15 protein-coding genes and 2 pseudogenes are annotated in these 19517 nt (G+C 64.2%); 3 read left to right on the top strand and 14 right to left on the bottom strand.

All coding sequences use genetic code 11. From position 1 onward, the window contains the following. Nucleotides 1–112: 112 nt before the first annotated feature. The 14 genes and pseudogenes from nifD to NKJ73_RS22530 form a co-directional block, all read right to left on the bottom strand. Nucleotides 113–1615, bottom strand: a complete 1503-nt coding sequence (gene nifD / locus NKJ73_RS22595; protein ID WP_352571099.1) for a nitrogenase molybdenum-iron protein alpha chain — start codon at nt 1613–1615, stop codon at nt 113–115. A 98-nt stretch (nt 1616–1713) separates the two neighbouring features. After that, nucleotides 1714–2607 carry a nitrogenase iron protein gene (gene nifH / locus NKJ73_RS22590; RefSeq protein ID WP_352571098.1) on the bottom strand — a complete coding sequence of 298 codons (894 nt, stop codon included), beginning with the start codon at nt 2605–2607 and terminating at the stop codon, nt 1714–1716. 479 nt (nt 2608–3086) lie between these two features. Beyond that, a pseudogene (locus tag NKJ73_RS22585) lies at nt 3087–3810 on the bottom strand (HipA N-terminal domain-containing protein). After that, complete coding sequence (locus tag NKJ73_RS22580) at nt 3785–4111, bottom strand: helix-turn-helix domain-containing protein (RefSeq protein ID WP_352571097.1); 327 nt, start codon at nt 4109–4111, stop codon at nt 3785–3787. Before NKJ73_RS22580 ends, NKJ73_RS22585 begins: the two are co-directional and overlap by 26 nt. A gap of 461 nt (nt 4112–4572) precedes the next feature. Beyond that, nucleotides 4573–5622: a type 2 isopentenyl-diphosphate Delta-isomerase gene (gene fni, locus NKJ73_RS22575; RefSeq protein ID WP_352571095.1), complete on the bottom strand. Its 1050-nt coding sequence runs from the start codon at nt 5620–5622 to the stop codon at nt 4573–4575. Nucleotides 5623–5707: 85 nt separating this feature from the next. Further along, nucleotides 5708–6610 (bottom strand): terpene synthase family protein, encoded by a 903-nt coding sequence (locus NKJ73_RS22570; protein WP_352571093.1) that lies wholly within the window; start codon nt 6608–6610, stop codon nt 5708–5710. Then, nucleotides 6607–8157: a hypothetical protein gene (locus NKJ73_RS22565; protein ID WP_352571091.1), complete on the bottom strand. Its 1551-nt coding sequence runs from the start codon at nt 8155–8157 to the stop codon at nt 6607–6609. The genes NKJ73_RS22570 and NKJ73_RS22565 overlap by 4 nt, the downstream gene beginning before the upstream one ends. A 136-nt stretch (nt 8158–8293) precedes the next feature. Beyond that, nucleotides 8294–9292 (bottom strand): polyprenyl synthetase family protein, encoded by a 999-nt coding sequence (locus NKJ73_RS22560; RefSeq protein ID WP_352571132.1) that lies wholly within the window; start codon nt 9290–9292, stop codon nt 8294–8296. A 148-nt stretch (nt 9293–9440) separates the two neighbouring features. Beyond that, entirely contained in the window at nt 9441–10784 is a 1344-nt protein-coding gene (locus tag NKJ73_RS22555) for a cytochrome P450 (RefSeq protein ID WP_352571089.1), read from the bottom strand. Beyond that, nucleotides 10784–11626 carry an SDR family oxidoreductase gene (locus NKJ73_RS22550; protein ID WP_352571131.1) on the bottom strand — a complete coding sequence of 281 codons (843 nt, stop codon included), beginning with the start codon at nt 11624–11626 and terminating at the stop codon, nt 10784–10786. The genes NKJ73_RS22555 and NKJ73_RS22550 overlap by 1 nt, the downstream gene beginning before the upstream one ends. Nucleotides 11627–11797: 171 nt before the next feature. After that, nucleotides 11798–11923: pseudogene (locus NKJ73_RS22545) on the bottom strand (ferredoxin); the annotation flags it as partial. 1 nt (nt 11924) lies between these two features. Continuing rightward, nucleotides 11925–13214 carry a cytochrome P450 gene (locus tag NKJ73_RS22540; RefSeq protein ID WP_352571087.1) on the bottom strand — a complete coding sequence of 430 codons (1290 nt, stop codon included), beginning with the start codon at nt 13212–13214 and terminating at the stop codon, nt 11925–11927. A 94-nt stretch (nt 13215–13308) separates the two neighbouring features. Beyond that, complete coding sequence (locus tag NKJ73_RS22535) at nt 13309–14511, bottom strand: cytochrome P450 (protein WP_352571085.1); 1203 nt, start codon at nt 14509–14511, stop codon at nt 13309–13311. A gap of 175 nt (nt 14512–14686) precedes the next feature. Then, complete coding sequence (locus NKJ73_RS22530) at nt 14687–14860, bottom strand: hypothetical protein (RefSeq protein WP_352571129.1); 174 nt, start codon at nt 14858–14860, stop codon at nt 14687–14689. A gap of 1336 nt (nt 14861–16196) precedes the next feature. Between NKJ73_RS22530 and NKJ73_RS22525 the strand changes: the two genes are divergently transcribed. The 3 genes from NKJ73_RS22525 to NKJ73_RS22515 all read left to right on the top strand — a co-directional run bounded on the left by NKJ73_RS22525 (nt 16197) and on the right by NKJ73_RS22515 (nt 19511). Then, nucleotides 16197–16730: a peroxiredoxin gene (locus NKJ73_RS22525; RefSeq protein ID WP_352571083.1), complete on the top strand. Its 534-nt coding sequence runs from the start codon at nt 16197–16199 to the stop codon at nt 16728–16730. 68 nt (nt 16731–16798) lie between these two features. Beyond that, nucleotides 16799–18235 (top strand): RNA polymerase factor sigma-54, encoded by a 1437-nt coding sequence (gene rpoN / locus NKJ73_RS22520; RefSeq protein ID WP_352571081.1) that lies wholly within the window; start codon nt 16799–16801, stop codon nt 18233–18235. Nucleotides 18236–18293: 58 nt separating this feature from the next. Continuing rightward, nucleotides 18294–19511, top strand: coding sequence for an MFS transporter (locus tag NKJ73_RS22515; RefSeq protein ID WP_352571079.1), 1218 nt, complete (start codon nt 18294–18296; stop codon nt 19509–19511). Nucleotides 19512–19517 lie beyond the last annotated feature (6 nt).

Here is a 19517-nt window from a genome sequence, read left to right as displayed (position 1 = left end):
TCCATCTGGCCGCGCCATACGGCGGCACAGGGACGTCGAAACGTTTCAGGTCTCCCGCGGACAAAGCGCCACAGGCGTTCAACGGCCTCCCAGCTTCCGGGAGGCCAGGTTTTCATTCGGCTGCGATCGCCGCCGACGGCTCGGCTTTTTTCTTCCAAGGGGCGTCGTAGAGGTTCCAGACTGGGTTGTTGATGGCCAGATCCATGTCGCGGGCGAAGATGGCGAAGCCGTCGTAGCCGTGATACGGGCCGGAATAATCCCAGGAATGCATTTGACGGAACGGTATGCCCATCTTCTGGACCGGGTACTTTTCTTTGATGCCGGAGCCAACGAGATCAGGGCGGATCCCCTCGATGAACTTCTCCAGCTCGTAACCAGTCACGTCGTCATAGATCAGCGTGCCCTTCTTCACGTAGTGGCCGGTGCGCTGATAATCGTCGTTATGGCCAAATTCGTAGCCAGTGCCGACGATCACCATGCCCAGATCCTCATATGCCGTGACGACGTGACGGGGGCGCAGCCCGCCGACATAGAGCATCACCGTCCTGCCTTCGAGGCGCGGCCGGTACTTGGCGATGACGGCATCGACCAGCGGCCGGTATTTTGCGATGACCGCCTCGGCCTTGGCCTCGATTTCCGGTCCGAAATGCTTGGCTATCTTGCGCAGAGAGGTTTCAGTCTGGGAGGGGCCGAAGAAATTGTACTCCATCCAGGCGATGCCATACTTTTCCTCCATGTGCCGGCAGATGTAGTTCATCGATCTGTAGCAATGGATGAGATTGAGCTTGGCCTTCGGCGCTCGCTCTATTTCGGCCAGCGTAGCGTCGCCCGACCAGTTGCCGACCACGCGCAGGCCCATCTCCTCGAGCAGGATGCGCGAAGCCCAGGCGTCGCCGCCGATATTGTAGTCGCCGATCACATTGACATCGTACGGGCTGGCCTCGAACTCGACGTCCTTCTTGTCGAACACCCAGTCGCGGATCGCGTCGTTGGCGATGTGGTGGCCGAGTGATTGCGAGACGCCGCGGAAGCCCTCGCAGCGCACCGGCACGATCGTCTTTTCGTGCTCCTTGGCCTTGTTGCGGGACACCGCTTCGGTGTCGTCGCCAATCAGGCCGATCGGACATTCGGATTGCACGGTCATGCCCTTGTTCAGCGGAAACAGTTCCTCGATCTCGTCGATGATCCGTTCCAGCTTCTTGTCGCCGCCGAAAACAATGTCCTTCTCCTGGAAATCGGACGTGAACTGCATCGTGACGAACGTGTCGATGCCCGTTGTTCCGACGTAGTAGTTGCGGCGTTGAGACCAGGAATATTGCCCGCAGCCGACCGGGCCGTGCGAGATATGGACCATATCTTTGACTGGACCCCACACCACGCCTTTCGAGCCGGCGTAGGCGCAGCCGCGAATCGTCATCACTCCGGGGATGGACTTGATGTTCGATTTGACCTCGCATTCGGAAAGGACCTCGCTTTCCTCGCCAGCCTCGTCGCCGCTCTTTGTGACGCTGAGGTGCTTTCTTCGGCGCTTCGCCGCCTTGTCAGGATATTGCGACAGCACCTCCTCGATAAGCTTCGCATGGAGGGCGCCGTCATTCTCGTATTCCAGGCTCATGAGACCCCTTTCAAGGTTCAGGGTGACGCCTCACCAACGAGGCGCCGTTCTTTGAAAGGCGCGCCACGTCAGGCCGCGCCATCAGTCAGTAGCGGTCGTTACTGTGCGGCCGCCTTCGCCGCTTCCTTGACCTGAAGCTCGGCAAGCATCTGCTCGTCCGTCTTCATGATGCCGAAGTCGAGCAGCATGTCCTCGAGCTCCTCCATGGTGATCGGGGTGGGGATGGTGCCCTGGCCCGAATTGTTATGGATCTTCTCGGCCAGCGCCCTGTATTCCCCGGCCTGCTTGGAGTCCGGCGCATACTGGATCACAGACATCTTCCTGAGCTCGGCGTGCTGGACGATGTTGTCGCGCGGCACGAAGTGGATGAGCTTGGAATTGAGCCTGGAAGCCAGCGCTTCGGCGAGGTCGAGCTCGCGGTCGGTTTGGCGCTCGTTGCAGATCAGGCCGCCGAGCCGCACGCCACCCGAATGAGCGTATTTCAGGATACCCTTGGCAATGTTGTTGGCGGCATAGAGCGCCATCATCTCGCCGGACATGACGATGTAGATTTCCTGAGCCTTGTTCTCGCGGATCGGCATCGCGAAACCGCCGCACACTACATCCCCGAGCACGTCGTAGGAGACATAGTCGACATCGTCATAGGCGCCGTTCTCCTCGAGGAAGTTGATCGAGGTGATCACGCCGCGACCGGCGCAGCCGACACCCGGCTCGGGGCCGCCCGACTCCACGCATTTGATGCCTTTGTAGCCGACCTTGAGCACATCCTGGAGTTCGAGGTCTTCCACCGAACCTTCCTCTGCCGCGAGGTGCAGGACCGTATCCTGCGCCTTCGCGTTCAGGATCAGGCGGGTGGAGTCGGCTTTGGGGTCGCAGCCGACGATGAGGATTCTCTGCCCGAGGTCGACAAGGGCGGCGAGGGTATTTTGGGAGGTGGTGGACTTGCCGATGCCGCCCTTGCCGTAAAAGGCGATCTGACGCAAACCTGACATGTAGCTTTCCTTCCTTCGTTCCATTCATCGCGGCTGCCGCGACACGAATGCCGGTCGGGCAGCTGTCGCCGCCTCGCACCCAAGGTTTCAAGACTCGTGCCAATTTGGCTCGTCGAATCGAAGAATAATTTTGTGGTTGTTTTTCAGGTATTTAGCTTGAAGCCGCGTAAAGGATCGTCGGAACAAGCCGTGTAGCGGACCCGACAATGGCGACACAAAGCGTCGGATCGCGATCCTCAGTCACGCATTCGTTCGAACCGCATCGTTGTGTTGAGGTGGGCGAACAGCATCTCGACCCTCTTGCGTTTTTGCGGGATGCTGCGAACTCTCCTGTTCCGGCGAGCTGACGTGCTTGGTCTCGCGTGCCCTCATCGACATTGCGCGGAATCTTGCGCCACGCTGGCATACCTGCGAGCCACCGCCATCAATTCGGGGCTGCGGGCGATCATCCGCAATATCATCAACCCAAGAGGCTCGGCTCACTTATCGGCGCAGGAGTTCAGTATCGGCGTCATCGCCTTCACATGTTCGTCGATTCGCTCGAGCACTTTCGCCGCGACAACGTCGCGCTCAGGCAGATGCCACCAGTGCTCGTTGACGAGTTCGACGGTCTCGACCACTGCCTTCAGGACTGCCGGCTCCGGAAGCCTTGCACGGTTCGCGAATGCTTTCCATCGCGGTGCTGCTAGCGCCTTGAACGAGCGCTCCCCTCCAAGCGAAAGCGCCATGGCGTCTGTTCTTCATGACCGACAGCTTCATCTGCACGCCGGCAAGTGAGAACCGTGCCTTGGGCTTATCTTTTGAAGCATCCTGCGAAACCGCTATCGCGCCGTCACTGGGCAACGCCCGTACGGCTCCCGGCAGATCGGCGCCCAGCGCCGCTAAAAGATCGAAATCATTGCCTGGCCGGACATTGCCTTCGTGGTGCTTTTCCATCGCCTCGCGCAATTTCTCCTCCGGCAGGAGGTTCGCGAAGAAAGCGGGCAAGGCGCCCGCCAGAGGCTTCGGATCTTTTCGCAATCCTCCCGTCGCTGCCCGGAACGACAGGCTGAAAACCGGAAAGCCGCCCGTCGCGCGGTAGGCCTCATCGAAGTTGAATGCATTGAAATCGCCCGGCGTCCTAACGATTGTGCCGATCTTCAGTGCGTTCAAGAGCACGTCCAGCGACGGGATCGTCTTAGGTGCGCGAAAGACTGGAGCCATGATCGTCATCGTCAGGTTGAGAGACAAAGGCGGGTCGATCGTCATCATCATGCGGACGCAATAGAGCCTGGACAGCCGGCACCATGACTTGCGGAACCAGCATCATTTCCAGACCGAGCGCGCGAGCGATATTCATGAGCGTCGTCGCACGCGCCGCTGCGGCTCCCTTTTCGATGTCGCGATAGCGGGGACGGGATATACCCGCCAAATCAGCGACCTGCTCCTGCGTCATGGCAGCGGCCAGCCTCGCCTGCCTGAAAAGCCGACCGATTTCGCGCAGAATTTCCGATTCAGATGCCATCATGATACCTATACGATCTATTCCAATGCGCGATGATACGCAAAGGTATCTCATTGCTCCGGTGAGTGCGATATGAGCCCAAGGAACCGGTGCGACCTGGGAGAGCAACTCGGCGGGAATATCGATGCCCTGGCTGCGGACATAATCGACAGCGCAGCTGAGATAGACGGTAAAGCGCGTAGGCTATTGGCGGCCCGTTCAGTTCTGGCTGTCGGAAAGGCGCCCGAAGCCGGTTGCGAAGTTCGCCCTTGATCTCCGCCGCCCGGAGCTGCACGAGCATATGCGCACCGTGAAGTGACCAGCGCATCTGCTGCTTCTTGACCATAAGTTTCCCGACGACTGAGTTCACCGCCGACTCGGCGAGAGTGGTGGCGACGGCGAAGCCCAGCCCGGTAGCGCTTTCCATCCGTTCTGACTCAGTAAGACTAGGCGCCCGCCGCCACGTGCGGGCGACGCCGGCATCAACCGACGGGCAGATGCGCCGAGGGCAACAAGCGCGCCTGACGCAACGCCGCCAGATCAGCCGAGCCGGTGCAGAAGCAGGCGACGGCCAACTGGCGGATGACGATCTCGAAATGCGCGACAACCGCCTCGGTGGATACCGTAGCCGCGCGCAGCACGCCGGCCGCCTGCCCGGCGATGTCCGCGCCCAGGCGGATGGCCTTGGCCACGTCGACGCCGTCGCGGACCCCGCCCGACGCGATTAGCTTCACCCTTGGCAGCGCCCGACGTACCGCCTGCACGCTGGCCCGGGTCGGAATCCCCCAATCGGCGAACGCCATCGCCACTGCACGGTCGGCGGCATCGCGGGCGCGCTCGCCCTCCACCGCGGCCCAACTGGTGCCGCCGGCGCCGGCGACATCGATCGCCGCCACGCCCGCGTCGACGAGCGCACAGGCCACCGAAGCGGACAGCCCCGACCCCACTTCCTTGGCCACGATCGGCACGCCCACGCTGCGCGCGGCGCGAGCGATCTGCGCCAGGACGCCGCGCCAGTCGCGGTCGCCCTCCGGCTGTACCGCTTCCTGCAGCGGATTGAGATGAACGATGAGTCCATCGGCCTCCAGCGCATCCACCGCCCGGCGCGCCAGGTCCAGGCCGTCGGCCTCGCGCAGTTGCGCGGCGCCGATATTGGCCAGCAAGGGAATGTCTGGGGCCAGGCGGCGCAGGGCGCGCGTCAGTCCCTGGGAGTTGCGGGATTGCAGGCTCACGCGCTGCGAACCGACGCACATGGCGATCCCCAAGGCTTGCGCTGCCTCGCTCAGATGCCGGTTGATGGCCTCGGCGCGTGGCATGCCGCCGGTCATGGAGCTGATCAGCAGCGGCGCGCGCATGGTCTTGCCCAGCAGCGAGGCGCGCAGGTCGATCTCCGTCAGGTCCAACTCGGGCAATGCGCAGTGTTCGAAACGGATGTACTCCCAGCCGGCGGCGACCGTGGCCGGCGCCGTTCGCTGATCCAACACGATGTCCAGATGGTCGTCCTTGCGCCGGCTCAGGGCGGTGTCGCTCATGCTCGCTCCATCCGTGGCATCGGGCGACGGCGTTGCGTCGGATCGGACCGACGGCAGCGCGCGCACGCCGCCGCCTCCCGCGCGTTCAGGCCGGCGCACGCTGGCCTCCCCCCGCAGCGTCGCTGCGGTAGCGGCTGGTCGAGGTCTGGTAGTACTGCGCGCGGATGGCCGCCATGGCCTCGATCAACGGTCCCCACGGCGCGGGAAAGCGTTCTTCCGCCATCACCCGGTGCAGCATGCGCGTATGGCCGGCCAGCTCGTCGTTGAGGAACTCCACCACAGGCATAGCCGGATAGCGCTGCAGCAGCAGGATCGCCGCGTTGTCGGCCTCGCCGGCCGACCTATCCTTTTCGCGTCCATGCAGATCGTTCTGCAGGCGCCCTATCGCGGAGATGAGCCGCAGGACTTGGCGGAACGCCGGACGCGCGCGCAAGGTCGCCATGTCCAGCCCCCACAGCAACGACAGGCAACAGAACACGTTCGTGTAGGCGATCGAATCGATGCCGTTGTGCAGGTACTCGGCGTAGGACCAGCGTTCCGCCCCTGCCGCCTGCGCGTGTCCGGCGCGCAGCGCCGCGCAGTAGCACCGGGTATCGTCGAGAAGCTGAGCATAGTCGCGACGATCGTAGGCGAGCGCGGCCAGCGAAGCGCGCAGCACAGTGCAGCCCTCGAATCCGGGGAGCGCGCACGGCACGCCCTGCCCCAGCGCCTGCTCCACCGCGGCAAGCTGCTCCGGCGCGATCAGGCCAAGGTCGTTGCAATCATCGAGCCAGAACAGCAGCGCCAGTTCGCGATAGAACGCCACGATCAGCGTTTCGTCCTGCGGATCGCGGCCGGTGCGGGCGTGGGTGTCGCGCAGGCTCGGGTGGATGCGCTGCAGGATGTACTGGCCGCCCCTGACCGCTTCCACGGCATGCTCGTCGGCGAACCCGGTCAGGGAACGCCCCCACTCCAGCACCTGCCGCAGCGCGCGTTCGGTCTGGATCATGGCGCCGCTCCTGCTCCCTCGGCCGAGACGCGCCGCCCCCAACGAAGCGCCAGCCACAACCCGGCGAGTTCGGCCACGCGCACCACCCGGGTGGGGCAATACAGTTCCTTGCCGATCCACAGCGGCGTCTGCGGCAATCCATGCGCCGCGTGGCGGGCGAGCATCCACTCCAGCGCACGCGCCACCGCCTGCGCGATGCGCCGGCGCCCTGTCGGCTCTTCGCTCCCGTCCATCACGTGCAACGCGAACAGCGCATAGGCGGTTTCCTCGAATGTGGACGCGCGACCGGCGCCCCAGCCGCCGTCGTCGCGCTGCGCCTGCAGCAGGGCCGCCAGCGCGCGCTCGTCGCGCCACTGGGGCTTGCCTTGCGCCAGCGCAGCGACCGCATGCGCGGTGGGATACAGCCACGAAACGTGCCATTTTTCGTTGTTCCATAGACCGTGCGGGTTGCGATTGGCCTCGACGTAGGCGCTGGTGCCGGCGGCGGGCTTTCCCAACATTCGCAACGCATGCAGGGCATGGATGTTGGTCGACACCGAGGCATTGCGCTCGCCGGGGAAGGTGACGAACAGCTCGCCGATTTCAAAATGGCGCAACGCATCGACCGCCGGGTCGCGGCCTGCAAGGCGCAGGACGCACAACGCAACGGCGGTGTCGTCCGCATCGGCCGCGAAGTGCAAGGCCGGACCCAGACCGCGCACGCCCAGGCGGGCGTCGAGCTGCGCGACGATCACTTGCACCGCCTCGGCGAGCGCGGGATGCGCGAACAGCCCGGCCAGATGCAGGGTGTACAGCGACCAGCATGGCTCGAACACATTGATCGGCCAGACGTTGGGAACGACACCTTCGATGCCGCTGCGCGTCGCCCGCGATGCCGCCTGCAGATACGCGTCGGCGCGCTCGACCTGCGGCGTGCTCCCCTGTGTCACGGCGTGCGCACGCCACGCGGCGGTGGCCGCCGGACTGATGCCGATGCTGCCGTCGTCATCCGGGCACGCGGTGGTCGGCGACGTCCCCCAGGCTTCCCAGGAGTGCAGCAACGGATGGCCGCTCGGCAACGTCGCCACCGCCCCCAGCTTGACCAGGCACGCTTGCCGCAACGGCAACAGCGCCGGGTGGCGCGGAAACGCCACGCCGCCCAGCAAGGATGCGGCCTCGCCGCACAACTGCGGCAGGATCAGCTCCGCGCCGATCGGCGCGTCTTCCGGCACCGCATGCGCGTAGGGATCGGGCTGGCGCTCGAGGAACCGGGTTGCAGCCTGGACTGCGTCGGCAGCGCCGGGAAGAGGATCGGCACGCTGCAATGTCAGCAACGCCGCCCACGTGGGCGCATGGCGGAACAGCGGGAAGTCCGCGCTTCCCCATCCGCCATCGGCCTGTTGCTGCGCGATGAGCCACGCGTATGCGTCCTGCCGACCGGTGACGTTGCCGTGGAACTGCAGAGCTCGCGCCGTGTCGTAGACGGACGGACCGACGCTGCCGCCGTCGCTCATCTCGCTCAGCAGGTGGCGCAAGTCGGAAAGGATCTGTTCGGACAGCGCGTTCACGCGGGATGTTCCTTCTGCAGACGGTTGACGAGAACCAGGGTCGGCAGACGCCGCGGACTCGGACACAGTGCAGCATGCACCGCTGCCGCCGGCCGATCGCAGCGGCACAGGGGCGACTCCATGCGGAGGGGCGCGCTCATGCGCATGGCGCGTGCTTGAACAGATACGCGTTGACCCGCTGCAGCATCTGCGCCAACCGTTCCGCACGCGGCCCCAGCGGGGCGATGGCCTCCTCGGCGTCGCGCAACAAATCCAGCGCGAACTGGCGCGCTGCCTGCAGCCCCATGATCGACGCGCAGGTCGGCTTCTGCGCCGCCGCGTCCTTGCCGGGGGTCTTGCCCAGCGTCGCAGTATCCGCTGTCGCGTCGAGAATGTCGTCGACCACCTGCAACGCCAGGCCGAAACAGGCGGTGTAGCGATCGAGCGCACAGTACAGCGCAGCGTGCGCGGCATCCTCCGCGATGGCGCATAGCGCGCCCATGCGAACGGACGCGCGCACTAGCGCTCCGCTCTTCATCCGGTGCATCGCCACGATCCTGTCCAGCTCGGCGTGCTTTCCGACCAGCGACAGATCCATGGCCTGCCCGCCTGCGGCACCCTCGGCGGACACGGCCTGCGCCAGTTCGCGCACGAGCGCGATACGGTTGTCGCCCGGCGCATCCAGGCTCGCCAGGGTCAGGAACGCGTGCGCCTGCAGCGCATCGCCGACCAGGATCGCAGTGGCTTCGCCGAACTTGACGTGCACGGTCGGACGGCCGCGGCGAAGCACGTCGTCGTCCATCGCGGGCAGGTCGTCGTGGACCAGGGTACAGGCGTGCATCATCTCGATGGCGGCGCCGACGTCGTCGAGCATGTGCGCCGGCGTGTCGGCCAGTGCGCCGGCAGCCAGACAGAGCAAGGCGCGGGTGCGCTTCCCGCCATGCAAGGTGGCGTAGCGCATCGCCGCCATCAGCTCGGTCTCACCGTCGTCTTGGGCGCAGAGAAGACGCGCCAGCGCCTGTTCGAGCCGCTTTGCGCCGTCCTGCATCCAGATCTCCGGCAGCAGCCTGGCGGATGCGCCGCGCGCCTGCGCGCCCAATCCGCCGGGCGCAGAAACGCCAGTTCGGTCGTCGTGTAGCGTGGAACCGGTCTGCATGTTGTTCATGTCCTTGTACCTGACACGGCCACGGCGAGCGCCGAGCCGCCGCGGTGTTGCCGGCGTCGCACCGAGCGCGCGCGCCGAGTGCAGCAATGTCGCGCGTCGCCGGCGCCGCTGCCCGCCACACGGGGCATGCGATGCCAGCTCATGAGAATCCGATGCGGATTGTCATGGACGGATGTGCGGTCGGGTAATAGCGCCGGCCTTTTTCGACGCCGCTCAGCAACCGCGGCCGCACCCCGGCCTGGTGCATGGTCAGCGCCAAGGCGATGCAGAACTGCACCATTTCCAGCCATACCAGGTGGTAGCCGATGCAGACGTGTGGGCCGGTACCGAACTGCAGCATGTCCACCGGCCGGATCGGCTCCGTGCGATGCAGCCACCGCGCCAGGCGGAACTGATCAGGCGCCTCGTGCAGCAGCGCCGAGGTCGAGAAATGCAGCAGCGGGATGCACAGATGGGTGCCCGCGGGAATGCGCCGTTGGCCGAGTTGCAATTCCTGCAGCGCGCGACGAGGCAGGAGCGTGGTCGCCGGATGCAGGCGCAGCGTCTCGCGGAACAGCGCCTCGGCGACCGGACACTGCGCCAGGTCCGCGTGCCGGGTCGGCACCGCGCCCACGCGTTGCGCCTCCTCGACCAGGGCGTCCCACAGCACAGGCTGCCGCGCCAGCTCGATCACTATCCAGGCCATCGTCGAGGCAGTGGTGTCGTGACCGGCAAGCAGCAGCAAGCGGATATTGGCGACCAGGACGTCATCGGAAAGCGCATCGTCGCTGCGGTCGAAGGCGCTCACCATGTCGTTGATCAACCCGGTGCGCGCGGCATGCGCGCGCGCGTCGCGGACGAACTGGCGCAACTGCGCGTCGATCCAGTCGCGGGCGGCGCGGCCTCGCCGCAAGGGCAGTCCGGGCAGGTCGACCGGGGGCGCGACGATCAACTGCAGCAGTTGCCGGTATTTGCGATGCCATCCCGGCAGGTCCTGCGCGGGGATTCCCATGAGGCTGAAGATGAGCTTGAGCATCAGGTCGCCGGTTTCGCGCAGGATGGTTACGTCGCCGCGCTCGCGCCACGCCTGCACCCGCGCCCGGATGACGGGCGCGAACAGGTCGCCGATGCCGGCCTGGGTCAGCCCCTTGGGCAGGAACGCCGCCTTGATCGCGTCGCGCGCTTGCCGGTGCGCGCCGCCGTCCTGGGCAACCAACGTTCCGCCAAGCAATTCGGGCGCGATCTCTTCGATCAGCGCCGAGGACACGTCCTTGTGCCGGAGCAGTGCGAACGCATCCGGATGCACGCAGGTCATCAGGTGTCCGGCAGGGCCGAAATCCAGCCAGAAGTGGCTGCCCAGCGTCCGTTCTGCGCGCTGCAGCAGGCGCGGCAGGTCGCAGACAATGGCGGGAAGATGCCCGACCAGGGGGAAAGCGCCAGGCATGACCGGGATGTCGCATCGCAGCCGGTGCCGACGGTTGAGTGGGTTGAGCAGCATGTCCATCAGCAGCGCGCCGCCGCCGCCGATTCGGTGTCGCCGGCAGGGCGCGCGGCGCAGCTGTTGCCACCGTCGGCGTATGTCGGCACATGCGCCAGCATGCCGCCATCGATGCACACGACCTGGCCTGTGATAAACGCAGCATCGTCGGAGAGCAGGAACGCCACGAGCGCGGCCACGTCCTCGGGGCGGCCGACGCGCTGCAGGAGCTGGTGCCGGCGCAGATGCCGTTGCATGCACTCGTCCAGCTTGGCGAGGAGACGCTCGGTCATGACGAGACCCGGCGCAACGGCGTTGCAGCGGATCTGCGCATGACCGTATTGGGTGGCGAGCGAAGCCGAGAGCATGTTCATCGCCGCCTTCGACGCGGCGTAGGACGTCTGCGCCGTGTCGCCGCTGAGCCCCTGGCACGACGACATGTTGACGATCGCGCCACCGCCGCGGGGGATCATCCGTGGGATGGCCTGCCGGCAGCAGAGCAGCGTGCCGCGCAGATTGGTCGCCATGGTCTGGTCCCAGACTGCCAGGTCCAGGTCGAGGATCGCGCGGTCGCGCGGGGTCAGATGCATGGCGCTCGCATTGTTCACCAGCAGGTCGACCCCCCCGAAGTGCCGCTCCGCCGTCTCGAACAGCGCTGCCACCGCCTGCTCATCGGCGATATCCATGGCTATGGGCAGCGCGTGGCCTGCTTCGGCCGCGATCTGCGCGGTGCAGGCGATGGCCGCCGAGCCATCAATGTCGGCCACCACCACTCTGCCGCCCTCGCGCGCGATGGCGAGAGCGCATGCCTGGCCGATGCCGGCGCCGGCGCCGGTCACCACGGCCACCTTGCCTTCAAACCGTCCCATCGTGTCTACTCCTGAATTGCATTGGTCTTTCGCAGCATGCCGCTCGGCCTCCGCCGGAGAAGGCGCAGGGTCGGCGCTGGCGCGCTCGTCATGGCCAGCGTCACTTTCGATGACCCGAATGGCGGCGACCGGGCACTGGTTGGCCGCAAGCCGCACGGCGGCGTGCAGCGCCTGCGGGACCGTCGCCACGCACACTTCGGCCACGCCGTCCGGTTCGCGCTGGCGAAAGGTGCCCGGCAGCGTCAGCACGCACTGCCCGGTAGTTCCGCACAGATCCTGATCGACCAGGACGCGCATCTCAGCCCTCCTGCCCATGCAGCCGCACCGGCAGCGCGCGGAACGTCCTAAGGAACGCGGAGGGCTCCCGGGTCGGCTGCTCGGCCAATGCCAGCGTGGGGAAGCGCGCCTGGATCCGCGGCAGGCTCTCGGCCAACTGCACTCGGGCCAGTTGCGCACCCAGGCAGAAGTGGATGCCGTGGCCGAAGGTCAGCATGATCTTCCCGTCGATCGACATGCCAGGACTGGTGCCGTAGAACCGCACGGGATCGAAGCGGTCGGGATCGGCGAAGGCGTCCGGGTCGCGATTGCCGGCCGCGATCAGCACGCGCACGTCCGCGTTCTTCGGGATCACCACGCCGCCCAGTTCGATGTCGCGCTGGGCGATACGCGGAATGGAGCTGAACATGGCGGGCGCGTCGTAGCGCAGGGCTTCTTCGACGAATGCCTTCACCCCCACGGCATCTCCCTTCAGCCAGTGCCGCTGTTCGGGATACGCCAGCATCGCCAGGACCGCATGGCCGATGGCCGCGGCAGTGGTGGCGAAGCCGCCCAGCAGCATGCCCCACAGCATGCTGATCAATTCCGCATCCGACAGCATCTCGGCATCGTCGTCGTGTGCGCCGACCAGCATTGACACGATGTCGTGGCGGGAATCGGTGCGCTTGCGCTGTATGAGGTCGCCGAAGTAGGCCTGCACTCTGGCGCTGGCCGCGTCCCCCGCAGCGAGTTGGGGATCGCTGGCGTGCGGGCTCAGGCCTTCCAGAATGGCGCTGATGCCGGTGACGAGCCCGAGAATGTCGTCCGGGGGCATGCCGAACAGTTCGCCGAAAACCAGCATGGGCAAGGCCAGCGCGAATTCCCGATGCAGGTCCACCGCCTCCCCGCGCTCCAGCGCGGGCGCCATGCCGTCCAGGCGCGCTGCGACGATGCGAGCGATGGTCGGCCTCAGGTTGTCGATCTGGCCCATGGTGAAATCGCGCGAGATCAGCCGGCGCAGACGCGTATGCGTCGGTGGTTCCTTCATCGCTAGCGTGGACGCCAGCAGATTGAGTGACAGGCTGGTCGCCGCACGCGGGAAATAGCGCGCCAGTTCGCCCGGCGCCGGTCCCCGAAAAGCATCGCCCGTGGCCTTGAGCGCCCAGTAGATGTCGGCGTGGCGGCTCAACAGAAAGAGGCCCGACGCCGCGCGATGCACCGGATCGTGCTCGCGCAACCACCGCATGAACGGATACGGGTCGTGGATGCACGCTGGCGACGCCAGTTCGGCGAAGGCGTCCCGGCATGCTGCCGTGGTTTCTTGCACGTCCATCTTGGTTACCTGTTGGCTGGCTGATCTGACCGGCGCGCGCCAGGCGCGCCGGCAAATTGCGGAGAAGATCGCGATTCCCGGCGGCGTCCGCGCATCACCAGAGCACTGGGAACTCCTCGAACCCGCCAGTGATGATCTCCTTGCGCAACTTCAGTTCTTCGGGCGCCACGGCCAGGCGCAGCGCGGGAAAGCGCTGGAAGATGGAACCGAACACCACCTTGAGTTCCATCCTGGCCAGCGCCGCGCCGATGCAGTAGTGCGGCCCGTAGGAGAACGCCAGGTGCGGGTTTTCGTCGCGTCCGATGTCGAAGATTTCCGGGTCGTCGAAATGGCGCGCATCGAACGACGTCGCCGGCAGGCCGACAAGCACCTTGCTCTCCGCAGGAATATCCACGCCCGCGATGGTCACGTCGGTCCTCGGATAGCGCATGATGCCGTCCCAGCCCGCGCCCGGCGGGTACATGCGCAGGATTTCCTCCACCGCCTTGTCCACCAGGGATGGATCGCCGACCAGGCGTTCGCGCTGTTGCGGATGGCGGAACATGGCCAGCAGGCCGAATTCGATCTGCGCGACGGTGCTCTCGTGCCCCGCCACCAGCATGCCCGTCGCCAGGCCGATCGCCTCTTCCTCGGTCGCCTTGCCCTGGTCGACCGCCGCGAGCAGATCCGTCAGCAGGTTGTCGCCAGGATCCTGGCGCTTGTCCCGCATCTTGCCGCGAATGTAGGCGCGCAGTTCTTCCCAGGCCAAGCGCGACGCGCTGCGCGGGCCGCTTTCATGCTGGTGCGTCATCACCTCGTCGGACAGTCCGGCGAAAAAGGCGTGATCCTCGTAGAGCACGCCCATCAGCGCGCTGATGACCATGGCCGGAAGTGGAAAGGAGAGGTGGCGCCGCAGGTCGGCGGGCTGGGGCTGGGCCGCCAGTGTCTCGAACAACTGCGCGGCGATCACCTCGACCTGCTGCGCGAGCAGCTTCACCCTGCGGTTGCTGAAGGCCGGCGCCACGATCGTGCGTAACCGGGCATGCTCGCCCCCCTCGTGCGAGACCAACCACCCCGGCGATCCGAGAATCACCGAATCCGGGGTGAATGTCGCGGGCGGCATTCCCGAGGGCCGGAACGCCGCGTCGGACAGCACCGCCTTGGCTTCATCGTAGCCTGTCACCCACCAGCCTTCGTGCCCGGACGGGAAGCGCACGCGGTGGATCGGACCGTTGGCGCGTTGCGCCAACATCTCGGGCGAGGGCTCGATGTGATCGACGCGCCACATCGGCAGCGTCGGCAGGGGTTGTTCGGACATGGTGGCACTTGATCTCTAAGCGATGGAAGGGCGGAAGGTGACCGGCAGGCGCTGCGGGCAGCGAATGGCTTAGGAAGGCATGTAGACGACGTCCTCCGCAGCGTAGCCCGATTCGATTATCAAGATCGGCCAACGTGTAACTGCCTAGGCATACCGCGGGGCGAGATGCAGAACGTTATCCTGCGCCTTCGAGTTCAGGATAAAGGCGAGTGTGGCGGGCCTTTGAGTCGCAGCCGGCCATCAAAATTTCCTGCGCAAGGGTCGACAAGGGCGGCGAGCCTGTTTGGTAGGGGGCGGTCTCGCCAAGGCCCCCCTTCCCATAGAATGCTATCTGATGCGGATTTGACATTTTGCTTTTCTTTCTTCGTTCCATCGATCGCGGTGCCATCCACGAAATGAAGGTCGGTCGGCAGCTCCCGGCCCGCAACGAAGGAGCTTCAAAACTCGTGCCAATTTGGCCGACCCAGCAGAAGAAAAAAATTGTGATTGCTTTTCATCGGGTTAGCCTGAGGCCAGACAAGAGCTCGGCGAAATAGGCCGGTGTCGCGGGCCAACAAAGGCGACAGAACAGTGTCGGATAGTACGCCTCGGCGACCTTTCGGTCGGGCTTGCGACATTCTGGTCCAGTTTCGAACATAAGAGGGTGGCAAATAGACACGATTGGGGAATTCGATCCTCTCAGAACAGAGCGCTTGCCCAAGACCGCACGCTCATGGTTGCTGCAACAGCGCGTGTTCGCGATAGACCGTGCCTGCGCACGCAAGAACGCGCTAGCGGGCAGACGCTACGCAATCGCTGCAGTCCCCGCCAGTGTGAGTAGTGCATCGGCTCGGCTTCCGGTTCGTCTTTGCCCAGCCGGTGCGGAAGCGCCGAATCTCCGCACCATACAGCACCGTCGTCAAGTGTGGTGACGGGGCAGTTATAGCGCGCGCCCGATCTCGGCGAAGACACGGCCTCCGAGAGAAAGGGGGCGGTCCAAAAGCATCTCTATTCGAAATGGCACGCCGCTTGCTGCTCCTGGTTAGAGCCCATCAAACCACGATGAAAGCGACTTGCGCCATGCCTGACACACGAAGCTCTAGACCGTGGCCTGAGGAGACGGTGCCCGTTCCCGCTGAACATCGGGACATCGTCTCCTCCGGTGGTCCGTGCTCGGTAGCCGCTTTGCGCACGGCTGGTCCGATGCCGGCACGCCAACACATGGCGCTCGCGCAATTGCCGTTTACCGGTTCTGATCAGCATCTGAGTGCCCAAGAGCCCCATCAAAGAGCCACCGAAGCCAAGGTCGGCAGGTCACTGGCAAATATCGACAATACGCCGAACCAGCTCAGTAACGCGGGTCTCTTGCGGAAAGTCACATTTGAGGCCTCCACATGCTTCCGATATTGGCTACTTCGGGCCCGCTATCACTTTTTCCCGGGCACGAGCGCGAGCGATGGATGCCGCTTCCGGCGCCATAGCCGTGGAAAGATTGCCCCAGCGGCTCGACAGCCTCCACTTGCTCAGATCGATGGCGTTCGGGTGACGAAGACCAGCAGCCAAGACGTTCCCCTGCATCGGGATGGAAAAAGGAGGGGGCGAGCCGCGAGGGCCTCATTTCATGCCCGGCATACGAGCCTTTGCTCGGTATTGCGCCAGCCTCTGCCAGAGTCCGGCGCGCCAGTTTTTTCCTCAGGAGCAAGTTGATGACCGTTCAAAAGAAGGTTCCCTTCGTCACATTTCTCACGCGTGTTCGCGATAAGTCAGTCCAGGGCCCAAATCCATATCGCTGGGAAGAAAAGACATCTGACGACTACTTTGCCGGCAAGCGCGTCATCCTGTTCTCGCTGCCTGGCGCATTCACTCCGACCTGCTCGACCTACCAACTCCCCAATTTCGAAAAGCTCTATGATGAGTTTGAGAAGGAGGGAATTGACGCGATTTACTGCGTCTCCGTCAACGATGCCTTCGTCATGAATGCGTGGGGGAAGTCCTTGGGCCTGCAGAAGGTCGAGCTCATCCCCGATGGCTCAGGCGAGTTCACACGCAAGATGGGCATGCTGGTCGCCAAGGACAATCTCGGCTTCGGGATGCGCTCCTGGCGCTATGCCGCCCTGATCAACAATGGCGTGGTGGAGCAGTGGTTCGAGGAGGAAGGTTTCTCCGACAACTGCGAGGCCGACCCCTATGGCGTCTCATCCCCGCAAAACGTTCTCGAAACGCTGAAGGCCGCCGCATGACCTAGAAAACGTCTCACTCGTGCCATTACCCACCCCAAGAGGCTCATCGATAGGATATCGCGCTCACCATGCAATCCTCAGCAAGCCTGCTTCAGCGCCAGAAGCAATCCATGGTCGCATCGCCTCAACTCATTGAGTCGATTCGCTTGCTGCAACTGGCGCATACTGAACTGCATCAGTTCGTGGAGCGGGAAATCGAGAAGAACCCGCTCTTGGAATCTGCGTCAAACGATGGCGGGCCTTTTGGCGATGTTTCGAGTTCGGGAGCGGATCAGCCTATCGGCCCACGCGCAAACGCCGTTGACGGACCGACCGGGGGCGGGTCGCCTGAACGGCTCGGGCAATGGAAATCACTTCGCAACACGACCAACAACCCGCCGGGTAATGGCCCTTCCCTCGACGAGTTTGCCACCCTCGCCGAAACATTGCACGACCATGTCGCGCGTCAGATCGCCCTCACTGCGTTCACACCACAGGAGCGGCTGATCGCTGGCCAGCTTGCCGCCGATCTGGAAGACACTGGCTATCTTCGGGCAAACCTTTTGGAGCTGGCCGAGAGCCTGAACGTCCGGGAGGCTGATGTGGAACGGGTTCTCGGAACCTTGCAGCACTTTGATCCACCGGGAATTTTTGCGCGAACTCTCAGAGAATGCCTCGAGATCCAGTTGCGCCAGCGAGACCGGTTCGACCCGGCAATGGCAGCTTTGGTTGCCAATCTTGAAATGCTTGCGCGACGCGATTTTCAGGCACTGAAGCAGCATTGCGGCGTCGATGAAGACGACCTTCTCGACATGTTGCATGAGATTCGTGCGCTCGATCCCAAGCCTGGAAACCGGTTCCAGTCTGGTGCGTCGGAATCCATCATACCCGACGTGTGGGTCACGCCCTCGCCGGGAGGCGGATGGCAGATTGAACTTGATCCGGCCACACTGCCCAAGCTGCTGATCAACCAAGCCTACTATGCCGAAGTCTCGCGTCACACCGCCCAAAATTCGAAAGATCAAGCATTTCTCAACGAATGCTTGCAAAACGCGAACTGGCTGATCCGCAGCCTCGATCAGCGCGCCAAGACGATTCTTAAGGTTGCGGCTGAAATCGTGCGCCAGCAGGATGCCTTTTTGGAACATGGCGTCGCCCACCTGCGGCCTCTCAATCTCAGGACCGTCGCTGACGCGATCGGCGTGCACGAGTCGACGGTAAGCCGGGTGACCTCCAACAAGTACATGCTTACCCCGCGCGGAGTCTTTGAACTGAAGTATTTTTTCACCGTCGCGATCGCGTCCTGCCAAGGCGGCGATGCGCACTCCGCCGAAGCTGTCCGCTATCGGATCAAAGCGATAATTGCCGCAGAATCTCCCGGTGCCGTGCTTTCCGACGATGACATCGCTGTCCGGCTGAAGGAAACCGGCATCGATGTTGCGCGCCGCACCGTCACAAAATATCGCGAAGCAATGAACATCCCCTCCTCCGTGCAACGCCGCCGGGAAATGCGCTTGTGTTTTTAGATTTTGGGTCAAGGCAGCCAACATCACGTTGCATTGCATCAAAGTGGAGACTTCGTTCATGACCCAATCCGCAGCAGGCGTCATGGACGCTGTTCTGCACGACCCAGAAAAGCCCGTCCCACCGTCTGGTCCCGCATGGGGTGCGGTCATTTCGCTTTCCTTGGGCACCTTCGGGCTGGTAACGGCAGAGTTTCTGCCTGTCAGCCTGCTCACGCCCCTCGCGCATGATCTCGGTATCAGCGAGGGAGCGGCTGGACAGGCGATGACGGCGACAGCTATCGTCGGGGCGATCTCGGCGCCGACGGTGGCCATCATCACAAAGCGCCTGGACCGCAGGACCGTCATGTGGACCATGACGCTGCTGCTGATCCTGTCGGACGTTCTGGCGGCCGGCGCGTGGTCGCTGGCGGTTCTCCTGACTGCACGCGTCGTGCTCGGCATTGCGCTCGGAGGCTTCTGGTCGATGTCGGCAGCACTGGCGATGCGGCTCGTTCCAAGCCACCTCCTGCCGCGCGCTATGTCGATCATCCTCACCGGCGTTTCCGTAGCTACCGTCTGCGCAGCTCCAATCGGCGCTTATGTCGGCGATATCTGGGGATGGCGAAGCGCCTTCATGCTCGCCGCAGCCGGCGGCGGCGCTACACTGCTCGTGCAACTCATAACCATTCCGAGACTGCCTCCGATTGGAGTGGCTAGCTTCCGCAGCCTGCTGGATGTGGCCAAGATTCCGATGGTCAAAATTGCGCTTTTGGTCGTCCTGCTGGTCGCTTCCGGCCACTTCGCCGGAATCACCTATATCCGCGCCTTCCTCGAGAAGATTCCCGCGCTGGATGTCGAGACGATCTCCCTCGTGTTGCTGGCTTTTGGCATCGGCGGATTCTTCGGCAATTTGGCCGGCGGGCTTCTGGCCGAGTACAGTCTCAAGGCAGTCGCGGCCCTTGCACCGCTGCTCATAGCGATAGCCGCTGTTTCGCTGCTGACGGCGGGAGCATCGGCCTTGGCCTCGGCGATTGCTGTTGCCGCGTGGGGATTTGCCTTCGGCGCGGTGCCAGTGGGATTGCAGACGTGGATGGTACGGAGGGCCGTTCCCGAGCAGGCCCAAAGCGCCGGTGTGCTGCTGGTCACAGTATTCCAAGTGGCAATCGCAGCCGGCGCGATTTTCGGCGGACTATTGGTGGAGAATGCGGGGATTACCAGCGCCATTGCCTACAGTGCTGTTGCCACCTTCGTCGCTGCCCTCATAGTGTTCCTGCTCGGCCCGAAGCGCGAAACCTAGACCGCC

It is taken from the genome of Mesorhizobium sp. M0074 (genome assembly GCF_040322975.1).
Classification (GTDB): domain Bacteria; phylum Pseudomonadota; class Alphaproteobacteria; order Rhizobiales; family Rhizobiaceae; genus Mesorhizobium.
Note: the sequence above shows the minus strand (reverse complement) of the source record. Positions and strands in the feature narration are given on the sequence as shown.

What these genes read in the sequence shown, in the direction of transcription:
- nifD (WP_352571099.1), bottom strand. Translation starts at nt 1,615, where the DNA reads ATGAGCCTGGAATACGAGAATGACGGCGCCCTCCATGCGAAGCTTATC.
- nifH (WP_352571098.1), bottom strand. Translation starts at nt 2,607, where the DNA reads ATGTCAGGTTTGCGTCAGATCGCCTTTTACGGCAAGGGCGGCATCGGC.
- NKJ73_RS22580 (WP_352571097.1), bottom strand. Translation starts at nt 4,111, where the DNA reads ATGGCATCTGAATCGGAAATTCTGCGCGAAATCGGTCGGCTTTTCAGG.
- fni (WP_352571095.1), bottom strand. Translation starts at nt 5,622, where the DNA reads ATGAGCGACACCGCCCTGAGCCGGCGCAAGGACGACCATCTGGACATC.
- NKJ73_RS22570 (WP_352571093.1), bottom strand. Translation starts at nt 6,610, where the DNA reads ATGATCCAGACCGAACGCGCGCTGCGGCAGGTGCTGGAGTGGGGGCGT.
- NKJ73_RS22560 (WP_352571132.1), bottom strand. Translation starts at nt 9,292, where the DNA reads ATGCAGACCGGTTCCACGCTACACGACGACCGAACTGGCGTTTCTGCG.
- NKJ73_RS22555 (WP_352571089.1), bottom strand. Translation starts at nt 10,784, where the DNA reads ATGGACATGCTGCTCAACCCACTCAACCGTCGGCACCGGCTGCGATGC.
- NKJ73_RS22550 (WP_352571131.1), bottom strand. Translation starts at nt 11,626, where the DNA reads ATGGGACGGTTTGAAGGCAAGGTGGCCGTGGTGACCGGCGCCGGCGCC.
- NKJ73_RS22540 (WP_352571087.1), bottom strand. Translation starts at nt 13,214, where the DNA reads ATGGACGTGCAAGAAACCACGGCAGCATGCCGGGACGCCTTCGCCGAA.
- NKJ73_RS22535 (WP_352571085.1), bottom strand. Translation starts at nt 14,511, where the DNA reads ATGTCCGAACAACCCCTGCCGACGCTGCCGATGTGGCGCGTCGATCAC.
- NKJ73_RS22530 (WP_352571129.1), bottom strand. Translation starts at nt 14,860, where the DNA reads ATGTCAAATCCGCATCAGATAGCATTCTATGGGAAGGGGGGCCTTGGC.
- NKJ73_RS22525 (WP_352571083.1), top strand. Translation starts at nt 16,197, where the DNA reads ATGACCGTTCAAAAGAAGGTTCCCTTCGTCACATTTCTCACGCGTGTT.
- rpoN (WP_352571081.1), top strand. Translation starts at nt 16,799, where the DNA reads ATGCAATCCTCAGCAAGCCTGCTTCAGCGCCAGAAGCAATCCATGGTC.
- NKJ73_RS22515 (WP_352571079.1), top strand. Translation starts at nt 18,294, where the DNA reads ATGACCCAATCCGCAGCAGGCGTCATGGACGCTGTTCTGCACGACCCA.